21 protein-coding genes are annotated in these 15,685 nt (G+C 70.5%); all 21 read left to right on the top strand.

Translation table 11 applies throughout. The features are described from left to right. Positions 1-264: 264 nt before the first annotated feature. Positions 265-483: a hypothetical protein gene (locus G6O54_RS28865; protein ID WP_165231408.1), complete on the top strand. Its 219-nt coding sequence runs from the start codon at positions 265-267 to the stop codon at positions 481-483. Further along, positions 480-884 (top strand): hypothetical protein, encoded by a 405-nt coding sequence (locus tag G6O54_RS28860; RefSeq protein ID WP_165231405.1) that lies wholly within the window; start codon positions 480-482, stop codon positions 882-884. Before G6O54_RS28865 ends, G6O54_RS28860 begins: the two co-directional genes overlap by 4 nt. 2 nt (positions 885-886) lie before the next feature. Then, a complete protein-coding gene (locus G6O54_RS28855; RefSeq protein WP_165231402.1) occupies positions 887-1,384 on the top strand; it encodes a hypothetical protein in 498 nt (165 codons plus the stop codon). Further along, complete coding sequence (locus G6O54_RS28850; protein WP_165231399.1) at positions 1,384-2,880, top strand: hypothetical protein; 1,497 nt, start codon at positions 1,384-1,386, stop codon at positions 2,878-2,880. Before G6O54_RS28855 ends, G6O54_RS28850 begins: the two co-directional genes overlap by 1 nt. Before the next feature lie 30 nt (positions 2,881-2,910). Beyond that, complete coding sequence (locus G6O54_RS28845; protein WP_165231396.1) at positions 2,911-3,126, top strand: hypothetical protein; 216 nt, start codon at positions 2,911-2,913, stop codon at positions 3,124-3,126. Positions 3,127-3,132: 6 nt separating this feature from the next. Continuing rightward, positions 3,133-3,360 carry a hypothetical protein gene (locus G6O54_RS28840; RefSeq protein WP_165231393.1) on the top strand — a complete coding sequence of 76 codons (228 nt, stop codon included), beginning with the start codon at positions 3,133-3,135 and terminating at the stop codon, positions 3,358-3,360. A 12-nt stretch (positions 3,361-3,372) separates the two neighbouring features. Further along, positions 3,373-4,833: a hypothetical protein gene (locus tag G6O54_RS28835; protein ID WP_165231390.1), complete on the top strand. Its 1,461-nt coding sequence runs from the start codon at positions 3,373-3,375 to the stop codon at positions 4,831-4,833. Between the two features lie 5 nt (positions 4,834-4,838). Then, positions 4,839-5,471 (top strand): hypothetical protein, encoded by a 633-nt coding sequence (locus G6O54_RS28830; RefSeq protein WP_165231387.1) that lies wholly within the window; start codon positions 4,839-4,841, stop codon positions 5,469-5,471. A 173-nt stretch (positions 5,472-5,644) separates the two neighbouring features. After that, positions 5,645-6,580 carry a hypothetical protein gene (locus tag G6O54_RS28825; RefSeq protein ID WP_165231384.1) on the top strand — a complete coding sequence of 312 codons (936 nt, stop codon included), beginning with the start codon at positions 5,645-5,647 and terminating at the stop codon, positions 6,578-6,580. 81 nt (positions 6,581-6,661) lie between these two features. After that, on the top strand, positions 6,662-7,177 hold the full coding sequence (locus tag G6O54_RS28820) for a hypothetical protein (protein ID WP_165231381.1): 516 nt from the start codon (positions 6,662-6,664) through the stop codon (positions 7,175-7,177). A 58-nt stretch (positions 7,178-7,235) separates the two neighbouring features. After that, positions 7,236-7,745, top strand: coding sequence for a hypothetical protein (locus G6O54_RS28815; protein WP_165231378.1), 510 nt, complete (start codon positions 7,236-7,238; stop codon positions 7,743-7,745). A gap of 3 nt (positions 7,746-7,748) precedes the next feature. Then, on the top strand, positions 7,749-8,144 hold the full coding sequence (locus tag G6O54_RS28810; protein WP_165231375.1) for a hypothetical protein: 396 nt from the start codon (positions 7,749-7,751) through the stop codon (positions 8,142-8,144). Positions 8,145-8,155: 11 nt separating this feature from the next. Further along, positions 8,156-8,965 carry a LamG-like jellyroll fold domain-containing protein gene (locus tag G6O54_RS28805; RefSeq protein ID WP_165231372.1) on the top strand — a complete coding sequence of 270 codons (810 nt, stop codon included), beginning with the start codon at positions 8,156-8,158 and terminating at the stop codon, positions 8,963-8,965. After that, positions 8,962-10,029: a hypothetical protein gene (locus G6O54_RS28800; protein ID WP_165231369.1), complete on the top strand. Its 1,068-nt coding sequence runs from the start codon at positions 8,962-8,964 to the stop codon at positions 10,027-10,029. The genes G6O54_RS28805 and G6O54_RS28800 overlap by 4 nt, the downstream gene beginning before the upstream one ends. A gap of 15 nt (positions 10,030-10,044) precedes the next feature. Next, on the top strand, positions 10,045-10,290 hold the full coding sequence (locus G6O54_RS28795; RefSeq protein ID WP_165231366.1) for a hypothetical protein: 246 nt from the start codon (positions 10,045-10,047) through the stop codon (positions 10,288-10,290). Then, positions 10,287-11,138 (top strand): hypothetical protein, encoded by an 852-nt coding sequence (locus G6O54_RS28790; protein WP_165231363.1) that lies wholly within the window; start codon positions 10,287-10,289, stop codon positions 11,136-11,138. Before G6O54_RS28795 ends, G6O54_RS28790 begins: the two co-directional genes overlap by 4 nt. A gap of 10 nt (positions 11,139-11,148) precedes the next feature. Continuing rightward, positions 11,149-11,682: a hypothetical protein gene (locus G6O54_RS28785; RefSeq protein ID WP_165231360.1), complete on the top strand. Its 534-nt coding sequence runs from the start codon at positions 11,149-11,151 to the stop codon at positions 11,680-11,682. Next, on the top strand, positions 11,682-12,176 hold the full coding sequence (locus G6O54_RS28780; RefSeq protein ID WP_165231357.1) for a hypothetical protein: 495 nt from the start codon (positions 11,682-11,684) through the stop codon (positions 12,174-12,176). Before G6O54_RS28785 ends, G6O54_RS28780 begins: the two co-directional genes overlap by 1 nt. Positions 12,177-12,250: 74 nt before the next feature. Beyond that, complete coding sequence (locus G6O54_RS28775; RefSeq protein ID WP_165231354.1) at positions 12,251-13,138, top strand: phage tail tube protein; 888 nt, start codon at positions 12,251-12,253, stop codon at positions 13,136-13,138. A gap of 18 nt (positions 13,139-13,156) precedes the next feature. Further along, positions 13,157-14,809 (top strand): hypothetical protein, encoded by a 1,653-nt coding sequence (locus tag G6O54_RS28770; protein WP_165231351.1) that lies wholly within the window; start codon positions 13,157-13,159, stop codon positions 14,807-14,809. A gap of 2 nt (positions 14,810-14,811) precedes the next feature. Then, a partial coding sequence (locus tag G6O54_RS28765; RefSeq protein WP_165231348.1) for a hypothetical protein occupies positions 14,812-15,685 on the top strand: 874 nt, incomplete at its 3' end.

Below are 15,685 nucleotides of genomic sequence, written 5' to 3'. Positions count from 1 at the left end.
CTTGCCCGGCCCCGCGGGGGGCCCGCCGTGACGCGGAGGAAACCACCCCTCAAGTCATAAGTCGTTAAATATCAATCCGTTATAATCAATAACGTTATCACCTTGGCATCTCTAACGTCTCGGTGAGGTCGTCGCGTCCTCACTCACGCGAACGATCAACTCGCCCGCGCCTCTATGCTCGCGATTTCCGCGTTCCAGAGCCTCTCGGCGATACTGGAGAGCGTCGGACCTTCGTTCGCTTTACGGACGGAAAGGACGCCCTCCATGACCATCCCGCAACTGCAGGCCCTGCTCACGGTCGTCCTCAAGTGGACGCTCTCGCATTCCGCCTCGTTGGGCGCGGTCGCCACGGCGCTGCTGGCGATCCTCTCTGGCGACGAGGCGGGCGGTTATCGCGAGTTGCTGGCCGCGGCGGCCGCAATCCTGTTCGGGACCGCGACGGTCCAGGCGAAGTCCCAGGCGGCGAAGGCTGCGGCTCAGTGAGCGTCCGCCGGGAAATGGAGGCCGTCGCGGGATGCGGCGGGATCGAGATGATCGCGTCGGGCTGGCTGGCGGAGGTTCTGACTCCGGGAAGGTCGGCGGTGCTGGGGGCGGTCGTGGGGCTCCCCTCCGCGACCCTGGCAGTCGTGGAAGGCCGGCCGGACCTGGTCATCGCGGGCGCGGCCATTGGTGTTGCCGCGTCGATCTGGGCGATCTGGTCGAGCGGGGCCAATGGACAAGTGAGGCTCCTGCGGCGACGACTCGACGAGGCCCAGGCGGATGTCGACAAGCTCCACGGCGAGGTCGACGAGAGCCGCGAAGCCCGCGCTGTCCTCAAGGTGGAGGTCGCGGAGCTGAAGGCCAAGCTGGCCGCCGCCGAGTCGCACCGGTCGACGGGAGGGTGATCATGGCCGCCAGGAAGAAGCCGCAGACGGGCACGGCACTGGAGAGGCCCCGGGTCCTAACGCCGGACGTCTGCAATACGATCCTCCAACTGGTCGCGGCCGGGAACTACCAGAAAGTGGCGCTGAAGGCCGCGGGCGTCACCCAGCAAGCCCTCAACTACTGGCAGCAGCGGGCGAGATCCGGCGATCCCGGCGTGCCCGCCGCGATCCTCGATTTCTTTGTGCAACTCGAGAGGGCTTCGAGCATAGGGGAGGCCCGGGCGCTGGACCGCGTCCTGAATGACCCGGCCAATTCGCCCGGAAATCGCTGGTTCCTGGAGCGCAAATTTCCGCAGCGGTGGGCCAAGCCGTCGGAGCGGCCGGCTAGTGCGGACACCGCCGATCGTCGCGAGGTCGTCGAGGAAGCCCAGCGGCGGGCGGAGGAGCTGCGTGCCGCCAGGGAGGCCGAAGAAAGGGAAGCCGGGCGGGCGGATGCCGAGGGCGTCGAGGGGGCATCCTGATGGCCTTCGACGCTGAAACGGACGCCCTGTGCGACCTCCTGGCCGAGTGCCACGACGATATCGCGCTCTTCAACACCGCGGTGTTGAACAAGCCGCCCCTCTGGTCGGGCCGACCCAGGGGATACGACGGCCAGCTGGAATGGGCCGAAGCGCTCCAGCGTTACAGGGTCGTGGTGGCCGAGACGGCCAACAGTTTGGGAAAGGACATGCTTATTGGCTCATTGGCGCCCTGGTGGCTCTACACACGCGTCGATAGTCTGGTCATCGCGACCGGCCCGTCGCAGACGCTCCTGGGGTCTGTGACCTTCAAGGAAGTCCGGCGCGCGATGGAAGGCTGCCCTTTCCGCAAGCACTTTCCGGAGATCTTCCAGGTCGATATCAGCGAGGGCGTGAAGGCATCGCCGCTGACGATGACGCTGGCCCCCGGGTGGGGGGCCCTGGCCTTTTCCACGACGTCGATCGAGCGCGCCTCGGGGCAGCACGCGGGCAACCTCCTGGTCGTCATCACCGAGGCCAGCGCGATCTCCGCCGAGATCGGGTCCGCCCTCGACAGCCTCAACGCGACCAAGATGTTCCTCGCCATGAACCCGGTCCGGGCGACTGGCTGGGCGGTCGACATCTGCGACCAGGGCGACCGCGACGCCAGGGAAAACGTCCCGCCGCACCTGGCCGTCAGGCACTTCGTGACGCCCGCGATGGCATCGCCGCACGCCCACCTCGACCGGAGCCCTTACGGCCTGGCGGACCGGTCCTGGATCGAGTCGATGGCCCGCAAGCACGGGAAGAACTCGCTCTGGTATCGCGTCCACGTCCTGGCCCAGCGGCCCAGGCTCGACCAGGACACGCTGATCCCGCCGGAGCACCTCGACGCCTGCACGTCGCCTGAGGCCGCCGCCGCGGCCGCCGAGGCCCGGAAGGCGGGCCGGGGCGGCCAGAAGCGGATCTCGTGCGACGTCGGGGAGGGTGTCGGCCGTGCCCGCTCCGTGGTCTTCGTGCGGGACGACGTCGGGATCCTGGAGTGCGACGCCTCGCCGTATACCGGCCCGTCCGGGGCCGCGGCGGTGATCGCCAGGCTCCGCGAGAAGTGGGGGGTCGCGGAGCGGGATTGCTCATACGACGGCGCGGGCACGACCGGTAAGCGGATGTCCAACGCCCTCCAGGCCCAGGGCATCTACGGCGCCGTCCCGTACCTCGGCGGGGGAGCCGGCGGCAAGCGGTTCACGAATCTCCGCACGGCCGCCGCGATGGCCCTCGCCCGGCGCCTCGACCCCGAGCACTTCCTCGGCGAGGGCGTGGCCTGGCGGCCCTTCCACATCCCGGTCCAGCCCTGGTGGCCGGCCCTTCGCGAAGAGCTGCTGGCTTTGCGGTACAGCCTGAAAGGCGACAAGTCGGCCCTCGAAGACAAGGAGTCCATGCAGGAGCGGCTCGGGCACGCGCCGGACACCTGCGACGCCCTGACCCAGAGTTTCCGCGACGAGGCCGTCCGCGGCGACTGACTTACACTGGAATCATCAAGGAGGCCCAGGATGGCGAGCCCCGCGAACACGATCGTCGTCGCACCCGAGCGTCTCAACGGCCCTTGGCTGGCCCGCGTCGGCAACGAGACCGTCCGGATCGAGCACCGGGCGGACCAGCCGCTCGCGGCCCTCTCCGGGCTGCTGACCCGGATGCTGGCCGAGGGCTGGGCCTTCGATCCCACCCCCTGGCCGGTCGCCGAGGCCGCCGTCGAAGTGAAGGAGTGACGCCCCATGTCGATCACCGTCCGGACGCCGGGTTCGAAGCGGGTCGCGGCCTTCGGGGTCGGCGACATCGTCTACCTCCGGATCGACGACGAGCCGACTCGGGGGATGGTCACGGGGGTGAGCGTCACCGCGACCGCCGAGCTGTATCACGTGCTCTGGCCGAACCGGTCGGAGACGCGACATTACGACATCGAGCTCGCCGGCGAGTTCGTGCCGGAATACGAGCGGGCGTAAGGAGCCACCCACGTGCCCATCGAGCCGCTCCCCGACGACTTCCTGTCGGCGATCGAGGGCGAGATCCTCGCCGGCCTGCCCAACGAGCAGGGCCGTCGCGAGGTATGCCTGCGGTCGGCCGCCTATTACGCCCTGCGCGGCGTGGACATGATCCCGCACCGGGAGGCGGAGGACGACGCCGACTACCGCCGCCGGCCGAAGCGGTCGCTGCCGTTCGCCCGGCGGGTGGTCACCGTGCTGGCCAGCCAGCTCTACGCCCCCGCCCCGGCCCGGTCCCTCCCCGGGCACGAGGGGGCGGCGGACTGGCTGAACGCTGCCTACGACGCCGCCCAGGTCAACGGGGTCTGGCAGCAGGTCGACCGGATGTCGCACCTCCACGGGATGGCGGCCATCCAGGTGGCGGCGACGGGCGACCCGGCCCGGCCGCTCTCGTTCCAGGTCTGGTCGGGCTGGCACGAGATCGTCCCCTACGAGGCCCCCTGGAAGGCCAACGAGGTCGCCTGCTGCGTGACGATCGACTGCGCCGATAACCGCACCCGGTACACGTTCTGGACGCCCGAGTTCTTCCGCGTCTACGAGACCGATCAGCTCCGGCCCGGCCAGACGGCCGGCGGCCGGCTGCCGAGGTTCCGGCCCGAGCTCTCCGGCCAGAACCCCTATGGGGTTCTGCCGTTCGCCTTCGCCTGGTTCGAGCCGCCGACCTCGGGCATCGACGCCTGCGGCGGGCTCGGGCCCTTCCTCTCGGCGATCAACTCGACGCTCGACGTGGAGGCCTCGGACCTCGCCCAGGCCGTGCAGGAGTATCACGCCCCGATGGGGGTCGCCTTCGACGTGGACGTCGCGGCCAACCCCGTCCGGGTGATGGGCCGGTTCGCGAGGCTCGCGTCGCTGCCGACCGACCTGGAGAAGTCCCCGCCCGGCCGGCTGGAGTACCTCCAGGCGGACCTCGACATCGAGGGGGGCTGGACGAACATCCGCTCGGTGATCGACTCCGAGCTGGAGGGCCTGGGCGTCCCGGTGACGTCCTATCGGATGGGGAGCAAGCCGCTGGCCTCGGGTGCAGCCCTGGCGATCGAGCAGAAGCCGCTGGCCGACTACGCCACCGAGCGGAGGCAGCCCTTCCGTCGGTACGAGCGGGACCTGGCGGTCGCCTCGCTGGCGGTGGGCGGGACGCATTACGACCGGGCCGACCTGCTCGCCGCGGCGAAGGAAGGGCGGCTCTCGCTGGCCTGGCCGGGGGCCCAGGTGGACCTGCCGGGGCCGGAGCGGGACGCGCAGGACAGGGCGGCGATCGAGCTGGGGATCGAGTCCCCGGTGACGATCGCGATGCGGCGGTACGGGCTGACCCGGGAGCAGGCGATCGCCCACCTGGCGCAGGTGGCCGCCGACCCCGGTTTGGTGCGGGAGGCCGCCGCGAGGCTCGGGGTGCCGACGCCCCCGGCCGTGGATCCGGTCCAAACCAACGGAGGATGACGGCGATGGCCGAGAAGGCGGCTGATGAGCGGGAAGGCGCGGGGGGCAAGGACCCCCGCAAGATCGCGAGCCTGTACTACAAGATGCGGAAGGGGCGGGACGAGCTCGCCGCCGTCGAGAAGGAGCGAGACGCCCTGGCGGCCTCCGTGGCCGCCCTGACGAAGGAGCGGGATGAGTTGGCGAAGCGGGCCGATTCGTCCGCGGCATCCAAGCGGGTCGCCGAGCTCACCGCCGAGCTCCGCGGGTTGAAGCATCGCCGCGTCTTCGACGCGGCGGCGACGAAGGCCGGGGCCAGGCTGGACGCGGTCGGGGACCTCTGGCAGCTCGCCGGCTACAAGGCCGAGGTCGACGAGCCCGACGAGGCCGCGATCGCCAATCTGATCGAGGAGCAGCGAACGACGCGGCCGTACCTATTCGCGGAGACCTCGAAGGGCGAGAATCCTGGCGAGAAGCCGGCCGAATCGGTGGCGGCTTCTCAGAAGCCGGGGCCTGGGGCGGGTCGCGGGGGCCTGGTCAAGGAAAGCGGGAAGTTCAGGGTCAGGTCGAGCGACCTGAGGTCCCGCGAATGGATGGCGGCCAACCAGGCGCGCTATAGCGAGGCCCTCTTGACGGGCGGGGTCGAGCTGATCGACGGGTGACGGCATTTCGGCCGGCGGCGGCGCTCGCGTAGGATAGAATCATCACCCCGGCGCCCGCCGCCGAGGCCACCCCGGACAGGTGGCTCTCCAGGTCAAGTCGATCACGCCGCGAAAGTTGCCGGACTTTCGCAGAGGGCTAACAGCCCTTCGGAGCCCGCCGAGAGGCTCCTCGAATGGCGAATTCCGTCAGCGGCATTTTCGAAACGCGCCTGGTTCCCGCCACCGTCATGGCGATCCAGTCGCTCACGTACACCAAGGCGGCCCTGGGGAGCATCTACTGGGACTTCCAGGCCGCAGGGGGCGAGATCGGCCAGACGATGAACGTGCCGATCCCGCGCGTCGACCAGTCCGACGCGGCGGACATCGGCGGCGGCCCGCTCCAGCCGTCGGATACCCAGCACGACCTCGCCCAGATCACGCTTTCCAACCATATCTCGGCGAGCTTCGTCATCAAGAGTTGGGACGCCGTCCGAACGCCCGAGAAGCTCTCCGAGCTCTACGTGCAGCCCAAGCTGGAGGCGGCGCTGCGGCAGTGCAACTCGCTGGTCACCGGCCTGTTCACGAGCAGCAACCTGAACGCCTACTCGTCGCTCACCTCGGGAGCCGCCAGCACCTTCCAGCGCGCGGACGTCAACAAGCTGTGGGGGTACTTGGTCGGCAACGGCTGCCCGACGTCTCAGTCCGGGAACCTGACGTTCCTGACCCACCCGGCGGCCTATGCCAACATGCTCTCCGACACCGCGTTTTACTCCGCCCAGGTCGTAGGGGAGGACGCCGCCCGCATGGCCCAGCAGGGGGGCGTCCTGGTGCCGGCCCTGGGGGCGACGATCAAGTTCGACCAGCAGATGCCGACCCCGAGCAGCAAGTACGCGGGTGTCTTCCTGCATCGCTGGGCCGTCGCGGGAGTCTGCGCCCCGCCGCCTTCCAACGCCGAGTTGGGAGGCGTCGAGGAGACGTACGTGTACCCGCTCGCCGACGCCCCCAAGTTCACGTTCCAGATCCAGATGGGCTACAGCCTCCGCGACCAGGGCACCCTGATCAACATCCACACGAACGTCGGCTTCAAGATCGTGCGGAAGGACTTCGCCGCCTACGCCGTCACCGCCTGATGCCGCGTCTCGCCGCGGGCACGGGAGCGTCCCGTGCCCGCCGCCCGCGCTCCTATCCGCCTTATTCGTGGAGATCCGCAGATGGCCAGTGAGCTCGTCGCGTCGGTCGTCGACGCCCTCCAGCGCGAGACGACCATGGGTTACGAGGCCGGCCTCCAACTGGTGCCCACCGGCACCGTCCGGGGCCTGGCCCTGCCCAGGAACAAGAATGTCGGCTACGACGCCGTCCTGAAGATCCCCGGAAACGCGACCCTGACGACCGGCCTCAAGGTCGACGTCGTGGTCGTCGATGACGGCTCCAACGCCGCCGACCTGGGGACGGCCGTGGTGATCGGCGCCTCGGTCAAGCTGCTCGCCGACAACACCGACAGCCTCGACCTGACCTCCGGCGCCGGCACCGAGCAGACCGCCACGGTCACGCTCGCGTCGACAGCCGGCGTCCTCCGCGTCGGCACGATCTCGATCGCCAACGCCAACCTCGACTCGGCGGCCGCCGGCAACTGGATCGGCGTCCGGATTCGCCGCGTGGCCGACAACGCCTCCGACACCTGCACCGGCCGCGTCGTCCTCGCGGGGGTCGCGATCTACGCCTACTAACCTGCCGGCCCGGGCCGCTCGTCGCGGCCCGGGCCGCCGCTCGTACGGAGGAGGGTCGATGAGCGGAGTCCCATCCGGGCCGTTCGCCGACTGGATCGGCTCGCAGGTCGCGGCGATGGCCGGGGGCTGGTCGCTCGCCACGGACCAGATCCTGGCGAATTTCGCCGCCATGCGGGTGGCCAATCCCGTCGCCGAGGCCCCGCTCGTGACGCGGCCCGTCGCCTGGACGTGGGCCGACGTGCTCGCGCTCCTCTCCGACGCGAGCTGGAAGCGGCTCCGCGAGTCGGGCTTCCAGGATCGGCTGATCGCGGAGTTCAACAGCGAAACGCCGAGCCTCGCGTCCGCCATGGACCTCCTGACGGCGACGGCGCCCGACCCGGAGTCGACGACCCGGCCGATCATCACGGGCGGCGAAGAGGCGTCGCTCCGCGAGCGGCTGACCCGCACCGAGGACGTCCCGGACGCGGCCTGGTCCGCCGAGATCAGCCTCGCCCGCAAGCTCTTCGGCCGGGACGTGACGGCCGCGGACATCCTGTACGTCAGGCCGGCGACCGCGGAGGAGGACTGAGCCATGGCAGGACCCAGCATCGCCTATTCGACGGCCGGCCAGGACAACGGCTCCAACACCCTCTACAACGGCTCGCTCGCCGCGGCCACGACGTCGAGCCCGTTCACCTTCGACCTCAGCACCGGCGGCGCGTTCGGCGGGGTCGTCGGCTTCGAGGTCACGGCCGGCGGCTCCGTCTCCGGGACCAACGGATGCCGGCTCGACCTCTACGACAAGGCCGACGCCAGCAACTACGAGCTGACCCCCTCGATCAGCTACACGTTCTCGCCCGTCGTCGTATCGACGACCTATCGGAAGGCCGTGCGAGTCCCGACCGGTCAGTGGTCGGGCAAGGTCACGAACCTCGATGCCGGCCAGCCCCTGAGCAGCGTCAAGGTCACCAGCTCGAAGCTGTCGTAAGGGGGCATTCGATGCGCTGGCTCAACAAGCCCCTGTTCGGCACTCGCGTCGACCCGGCCCATCCGCTCGGCCGGGACGTCACGCTGGCGCTCGCCGTGAATGCGGGGCAGGGCGCGTCGCTGGCGAACGATGCGGGGCCGGACGCCTGCACCCTCACCGGCTCGCCGGCATGGCTGTCGACCGACCAGGGCTACGGGCTGGGCTTCACCGGCACCCAGTACGGCCTCGTCCCGGCCTCCGCCCGGTATCGGCCGACGGCGGGCTTCACGCTCCTCGCCCGTGTGTACATCACCACGTCCACGAACCTCTCGACGGTGATCCGCCTCGACGACGGCACGAATCGCGTCGGCATCCTCGACGGGATCGGCCTGGGGACGTTCCGGGCGCTCGCGTTCACGGCGGCGGGGAACGTGGCGGCGACCAGCGGCAATGTGCTCACCAATAGCACCTGGGCCGACCTCGCCGCGACCTACGACGTCGCCACGGCGACGGCCACGGCCTACCTCAACGGGGTCGCGGTGGCGACGGCGACCGGGACCCCGGGCTCCGCATTCGTCGGCACGGCGGCGGTGCCGGTCGGAATCATGGTGAACCCAAACGGACTCGGGTCGATCGGCCGCGGGACGCTCGCACACGCACTGATCCTGAACCGGGCGTGCTCGCGGGCCGAGATCGCCTCTCTCGCGTCGAATCCCTGGGAATTGTGGGAACCCCCGCCGTCGTGGCGCGAAGACCTGCTGACCGCCTACTACTACTCCGGCGCGACCCCTCGCTTCCGACGCACGATCTCGCCTCGATTCGGGTCAAGGAGCGTGGCATGATCAGTTACCCGCTCAAGCAATCGAGCACGTCGCAGCCCCTGCTGTTCCTGCTCGTCGCGTCGACCGACCATGTCGCGCCCGTCACAGGGGCGACCCCGACCGTCGTGCTCAGGAAGCCTGGCGGGTCGTTCGCCTCCCCGTCCGGCCTCGTGACGGAGATCGGGAACGGCTGGTATCAGGTGGCCGGCAACGCGACCGACACCAACACGCTCGGGCCGCTCATCCTCCACGCCACCGCGACCGGCGCGGACCCGTGTGACGTGATCTATCCCGTCGTCGCCTTCGACCCCCAGGCCGCGACGAATCTCGGACTGTCCGCCTTGCCCACGGCGAGTCCCGCGTCGGCCGGCGGCCTGCCGACCGTCGGCACCGGCTCGGGCCAGGTCAACCCGGCGTCCGGCAAGGTCCCCGCGACCCTCTCCAGCGCGGACGTGTCGGGCAACGTCGCGGCCGACCTCCAGACCATCAAGACGCAGGCGGTCACCTGCGCGGGCGGCGTGACGGTCCCGGCCGCGACCCTCGCCAGCACGACCAACATCACGACCGTCGGTGCCGTCTCGGGGGCGGTCGGCAGCGTGACGGGGAACGTCGGCGGCTCCGTGGCCAGCGTCACCGCGGCCGTCACGCTGCCCTCGATTCCGGCCAACTGGATCACGGCCGCGGGCGTCGCCGCATCCGCGAGCTCGGCCTTCGCGACGGCCGTCTGGACCGATCTGACCACGGGGGCGGATTTCGCCGTCTCGAACAGCATCGGCAGGTCCCTGGCGGCCGCTGCGACGGTCCAGGACCTCGCGTCCGCGATCCTGGTCACTCCGGCCAACAAGCTGGCGACCGACGCATCCGGCCGCGTCTTGCTGGCCGCCGCCGGCCTCGACGCCGTCCCGATCGACGGCCTCAACGCCCGCCAGCTCCTGGCCGTCCTGGGAGCCCTCGTCGGCAAGCGGGCCGGCCTGCCCAACGGCCCCCTCACGCTGACCGGCGTCGACGGCTCGACGGTGCGGGTGTCGACGACCTTCGACCCCAGCGGCAACACCACGGCGATCACGATCACGCCGCCGGCATGACCCGGAGGATCCGCCATGTTCCCGAGCTCCTTCTTCCCGGAGGCCTTCTTCACTCCCCGGTTCTTTCCGAGGCCCGCGACAGCCGCCGGCTGGACGCTCTTCGACGCCTTCCAGTCCGCCCTCGTCGACGCGGCCGCCGGCTTCGCGGCGATCGACCCGGGCCGCACCCTCGCACTCGCGGCGGACGCGGCCCCCGACGACTTCGCGGCGGTCGACCCGAACCTCACCCTCGCACTCACTGCGGCGGAGGTGGCCCGATGAGCGATCCCCTCGTACTCACCGTCGGCACGTCCCGCGACTTCCCCTTCCAGGCGATGACCGCATCGGGGCCCGCCGCGAGCGTCTTCCTGGCCACCGACGCCCTCGTCGCGAGGCTCTGGCCGGGCGACGACCGCGCCCCGCTAGCTACCCCCTCGGCGAGCTGGATCGACGCGCCCGGTGCTGCCACGTTCCAGGTCAGCTTTCAGGACGCGGACACCGTCGGCATCCCGCCCGGCGACTATCCGCTCCAGGTGTGGGCAAGCCGCTCCGGTCGGACGACGACCCTGCTGCCGCCCGGGACGACCCTCAAGCTCCTGGCCGCACCGGGGACGGCCACCGCCCCGTCGAGCTACTGCACGTTCGCCGACATGCAGGCCGAGTGCGGCTGGATCGGCAACGTCGCGAACACCGACGCCGACCAGGCCGGCTTCGCCGAGCAGCGGGCGCTCGCCAGGGCCTGGCTGGACTCGCTCATCGCCGCCGCGATGCCCGGGGGGCCGATCGGCGGCGGTCCCTGCTTCGACTCCCTCGCGGCGATCCCCGGCGGCAACGCCGGGTCGCCCCTGGCCGGCTCGTGGTTGCAGTCCGCTCTCGACGGCGGGGCCGTCCTGCTCACCGGCCCTCGCGGGGCGGCGGTCCGGCGGGCGACCGCCTGCCACGCCCTGGCGGCCGTCCTGCGCAGCCAGGCGTCTCCCGGCGGGGGCGCCGACCTCACGCGGTACGCGGCCGTCTTCGCGAGGATGGCCAACGCGCTGGCCTCGAACCTGACAGTCGACCTGGACCTCGACCTCGACGGCACGGCCGACGCGGCCGTCAGCCTGGGACAGGTCAGGGTCCGGCGGGGCTGAGGAGCTTCCCATGGCAGGCGGCACGAATCTCGACACGACGGCCCTCGACGCGAAGTTCGCGGAGCTCTCCGCGGCGTCCCGGCTCGACTTCGCGCCGCTCCTGGCCGGGTGGGCGGCGATCGTCGAGGAGGAGAACCGCGCCGGGATCCTCGCCGGCCTCGACGCCGCCGGCCGGCCGCTGGCCCCGGTGACCTACCGGCCCCGGCCCGCGACCCATTCGCCCGACTTCACGCCGCTGGCCCACGACAACCTCAGCGGCTCCGCCTACAGGGTCCTCTACGGGCCGCCGACGGCCCCCCGGGGGGCGGCCAGCCGCGTGATCACCCGTTTCCACGCGGAGCCGGCCGGGCAGGGCGACGGCTGGTCCGTGCTCGGCTCGTGGGACGACGTCGTGGACGCCAACGGCCTGCCGTTCCTGGAGGACCTCTTCGCCGGCCGCGGGGATTCCCCGCCCAGGGACCTGGCCGGCGTCCGGCCGAACGCGGTCCGCCGCTGCGTCGAGTCCCTGCGGTCGTTCGTCCTCAAGGCCCTCGGAGGTGGCTGATGCCCCTGGTCTCGCCGAAGCTCGCGCTGCCCGCGTCGCCCGAACGGCTCGCCTTCCGGGCCGTCGACTCGATCCTCCGAGAGGACCCGACCCTGCGGCGGGTCGTGAAAGCGTTCTCGTCGTGGACCGGCGAGGCCGCCGACTCGCTGCCGCCGACGCTGGCCCGATTGCCCTATCTCGCGACCGGTCCGCTCCCCAGCTCGTCGAGCTGGGAGGCCGAGGGCATGCACCGGGTCGACTTCACGATCGGCCTGCGGCTCGTGGTCGCCGGCACCGACGTCGATCCGCTCCTGGACCTCTGGGGGGCCGTCCGCGACGCCCTCTGGCCGGCCGAAATGGCCAGGTTGAACGCGATCCGCGCGAAGGTCGCGGCGGTCGGCGTCGTCAAGCCGGAGCTGAAGCTCGTGTCGCTGGGCCACCGGAACGCCGACGCCGGCATGCACATGCTCGCGGCCGACGGGACGCTGCGATTGCTGCTCCACGTGCCGACCTGAACCCCGACTTCGCGGGCGGGCGGCGATAATCGGGGTAGGGGACCCGCGGCGGACATTCGGATAAGGAGAAGAGCATGGGATGGGGCGCGCAGCAGTGGGTCCGGTGCACAAAGGAGGCGACCTACGGGACGTTCAACGCGTCCGCCACGACGCCGGACATCGCGTGGTTCCGGATCGTCGGCGACGACGCCATGACCGTGAGGGCCGTGCCCCAGCGGCAGGTCATCCGCTCCGCGGACGGCGGGAATCGACGTCGCCAGGTGGTCGCCAACCGGAAGGTCGTCTCGGGCGGGCTCGCGACGCTCTTCTACCCGAGCCAGGCCAGTTACCTCCTGGCGGCCGCCACGACCCTCACGTCCAATGACCTGAATAGCTACACGCTGGACTATTTCGACTCGACCCAGGTCCAGAGGTTCCTCGGCTGCAAGGTCCAGCGGCTGGCCGTCGCGGGGACGGCGCAGCAGGATTACCTCACCGCCGCCCTCCAGTGGGTCGGCCAGTCGAAGTCCACCGCGACGCTCGCCCAGCCTGCGGACAGCGTCTTCCCGACCGAGAACCCCTACGCCCACTACGAGAGCAAGGGGCTCCTCTCGATCGGCGGGACGGCCACCAAGTATTCGAGCCTGTCCGTGACGGTCAGCAACACGCTCGCCCCGACGTGGGACGAGGACCAGTGGATCACGGCGCTCTACTACGCCGGCCGCGACGTGGACGCCTCGGTGCGGCTCCAGTACGTCTCCGCGACCCTCCGCGGGAACCTCGAAACCCAGGCCCCGCTCACGGTCTCGGCGGCCTGGGCCCGGAGCGGCGGCCTGACGACCACCATCGACCTGAAGACGAAGAACTACGTCGCCTCGGTCGACGACAACCTACCGCTCGGCGACGCGACCTACCAGACGATCGGCATCCAGGCGTTTTATGACAGCTCGGCCTCGACGGACCTGGCCTTCACCGTAGCCTGACCCCGGGAGGGATGGCCGATGGCCGACGAAGCCCGCGTAAAGCTATCGCTCGACAACTCCGAATTCGTCGCGGCTCTCAACCAGGCCACGGCGACCGGCTCGGAGTTCCTCGACGCGCTGAAACTCTTCGGCCCCGAGGCGTCGAAGGCCGAGACCGCCACCGAATCGCTCGCCGACGCCCTCTCTCGCCTCAAGTCCGACGAGATCGCCCTCCAGCCGGCCGTCGCCCAGACCTCGGCCGCTGTGGCCTTGGGCGTCGAGAAGGTCGAGAAGGCCGCCGAGGCGGCCGGCAAGCTCTCCGGCTCCCACGCCAATCTCGGCCGGTCCGCACTCGAAGCGAGCCGTGCCCTCCAGGATTTCGCGCAGGGCGGCCTGGGAGGCATCCTCAACAACATCGAGGGCTTCACCGCCGCCGTAGGCGGCGGCCCCGGCCTCGCCGGCCTGATGGCCGGCCTCGGCGTCGCGGCCCTCCTCGCGAAGCCCCTCGTCACGAAGCTCTGGGACGCGCTGGCCGCCGGCGCCGCCAACGAGCTCCCGACCAGCCGCGACCGCGTCAAGGAGCTCACCGACGCCCTCGACGAGAACAGGAAGCGGCTCAAGGAGCTTGAGGACCAGCACAAGCTGACCGCCGGCCAGCTCCAGGAATACAACACACGCCTGGCCGCCTCCGCGAAGCTGGAGCGCGAAGCCGCCGACGCGAAGAAGACCCGGGCCGCTCTCGAAGCCGCCCGCGACCGGCCCACCGATGAGGCGAAGGACATCGCCGCGGACGTCCAGGCGGTCGTCGGCAACGACCCAGACTCGCTCATCAAGGCCGCCCAGGCCGCCCTCCTCAAGTCCGGAAGCTCCGGCGGCGAGCTCGGCAGACGCCAGGAGGCCCTCCGCAGATCGATCCGGACCTATCAGGAACAGGTCGCCAGAGATCCCTTCAACCTGGTAGGAACGCAAGGCGGGATGGAACGGGACATCGAGGCCCGACGCAAGGCCGTCGAGGCCGAGCGGGGCCGCATTGGCCAGCAGGCCGAGGACCTCGTCGGCCGGGCCCTCCGCGGCGACTCCAGGGCCCTCAATGACCTGGTCGGCACTCTCCCGGCCGGCCGCACGCGGGACGACCTCTCCAGCCTCACACCCGACGCCCGACGCCGCCAGGATGAGGAGGAGCGGGCTACCGAGGCATTCGGCGAGCGGGCCCACGACGCGGGAGTTTCGCGGAGGAAGAGGGCCGGCGAGGATCGCGCCTTCCGCGAGGCCGCCGCGAAGGAGGCGAAGCAGGCCCAGGCCGAGGAAGAGGCCGGGATCGAGGCCGCGTCGAAGGCCGAAGAGCAGGCCCGGGAGAAGGCCGCCCACGAGGCGGAGCAGGCGAGGAAGCGAGCCGAGCGCGACGCCGAACCCTCCAATAGGCTCCGGGCCATGCAGTCAGCCCAGCAGGACGCCCTCACCGCCGAGGCCCTCCGCCAGTCAGGCAACGGCGATCTCCCCACTGTCCGCACGCCCCAGCAGCTCGACCGGGTCGTCCGCGACGCCGTCGACCGGCTCCCCGACACCGACGGCAACCTCGCCGCCGCCATCCAGCAGGCCGCCTGGGCCGGCTACCGGAAGAGCCAGCAGGCAATCGCCCGCGGCATGCAGAGACAGCAGGTCGATTCCGAGAGCTTCTACGGGGGCTTCTGATCGTGGCCAGCGTCCTCGCCATCAACGGGTCCGTCGTCAACCGCGGCGCCGCGCGTATCGTCCTCAATCGGCTCACGCTGAGCATGGACGGCCCCGGCTCGCTCGAATTCACCGAACTAGTGACGACGACCCCGGGATCGTACCGCCAGGGCTGGCCCGTTACCCTAACGGTCGACGGCACCCTGCGCTTCACCGGGGTGATCGTCAGCCTGCATCCCTCGGGCATCGGCTCCGGCCCGATCAGCGTCGGCTACCGCTGCCTCGACTTGACGTGGTTGGCCAATCAGATCCCGATCACGGCCAGCGACGGCACCGGAACGCTGACCTTCAACTTGCCGAGCACCGACGACGATTACGTCCCGTCGCTGTCCGGATTGAGCATCGGCGACATCCTCAAGAGGCTCTACGACGGCCACGCGGCCCAGCTCGCCGCCACCGGCATCACGGGCGGCTACGACCCGGTCGAGCTTGCCGCGCTGACCGCGGTCCCGACCGCGCCCGTGGTGCTCCAGGGAAGGCTCTGGAACGCCGTCGTCGGGCTGCTCGCCCAGTGGTGCAACAAGTACGGCAGTTGGATCTCGGCGGATGGGGTGATCCACCACCCGTCCCTCCTGTCATTGCCAACGACCACGTTGACATTGGACGGCGATCCGGTCGTCCTGGACGACATCGCCGAGGCCTTCTTGGAGTGCTACACCAGGGTCGTCTTGAGGGGCGGCCCCTGGGTCGAGGCCGCGTACCTCTCGCTGGCCGATGGCTTGGTCGCACCACGCTGGACAGCGGCCGAGCAGGCGGCGTGGACGATCAGCGACTTCCTGACGCCGAAGGGAGCCTACGAGCTCGGAACGGTCACCTCGATGAGCTCGACGACACTAA

Source organism: Aquisphaera insulae, assembly GCF_011064615.1.
Lineage (GTDB): Bacteria > Planctomycetota > Planctomycetia > Isosphaerales > Isosphaeraceae > Aquisphaera > Aquisphaera insulae.
This window is presented reverse-complemented; position numbering and strand designations above follow the sequence as displayed.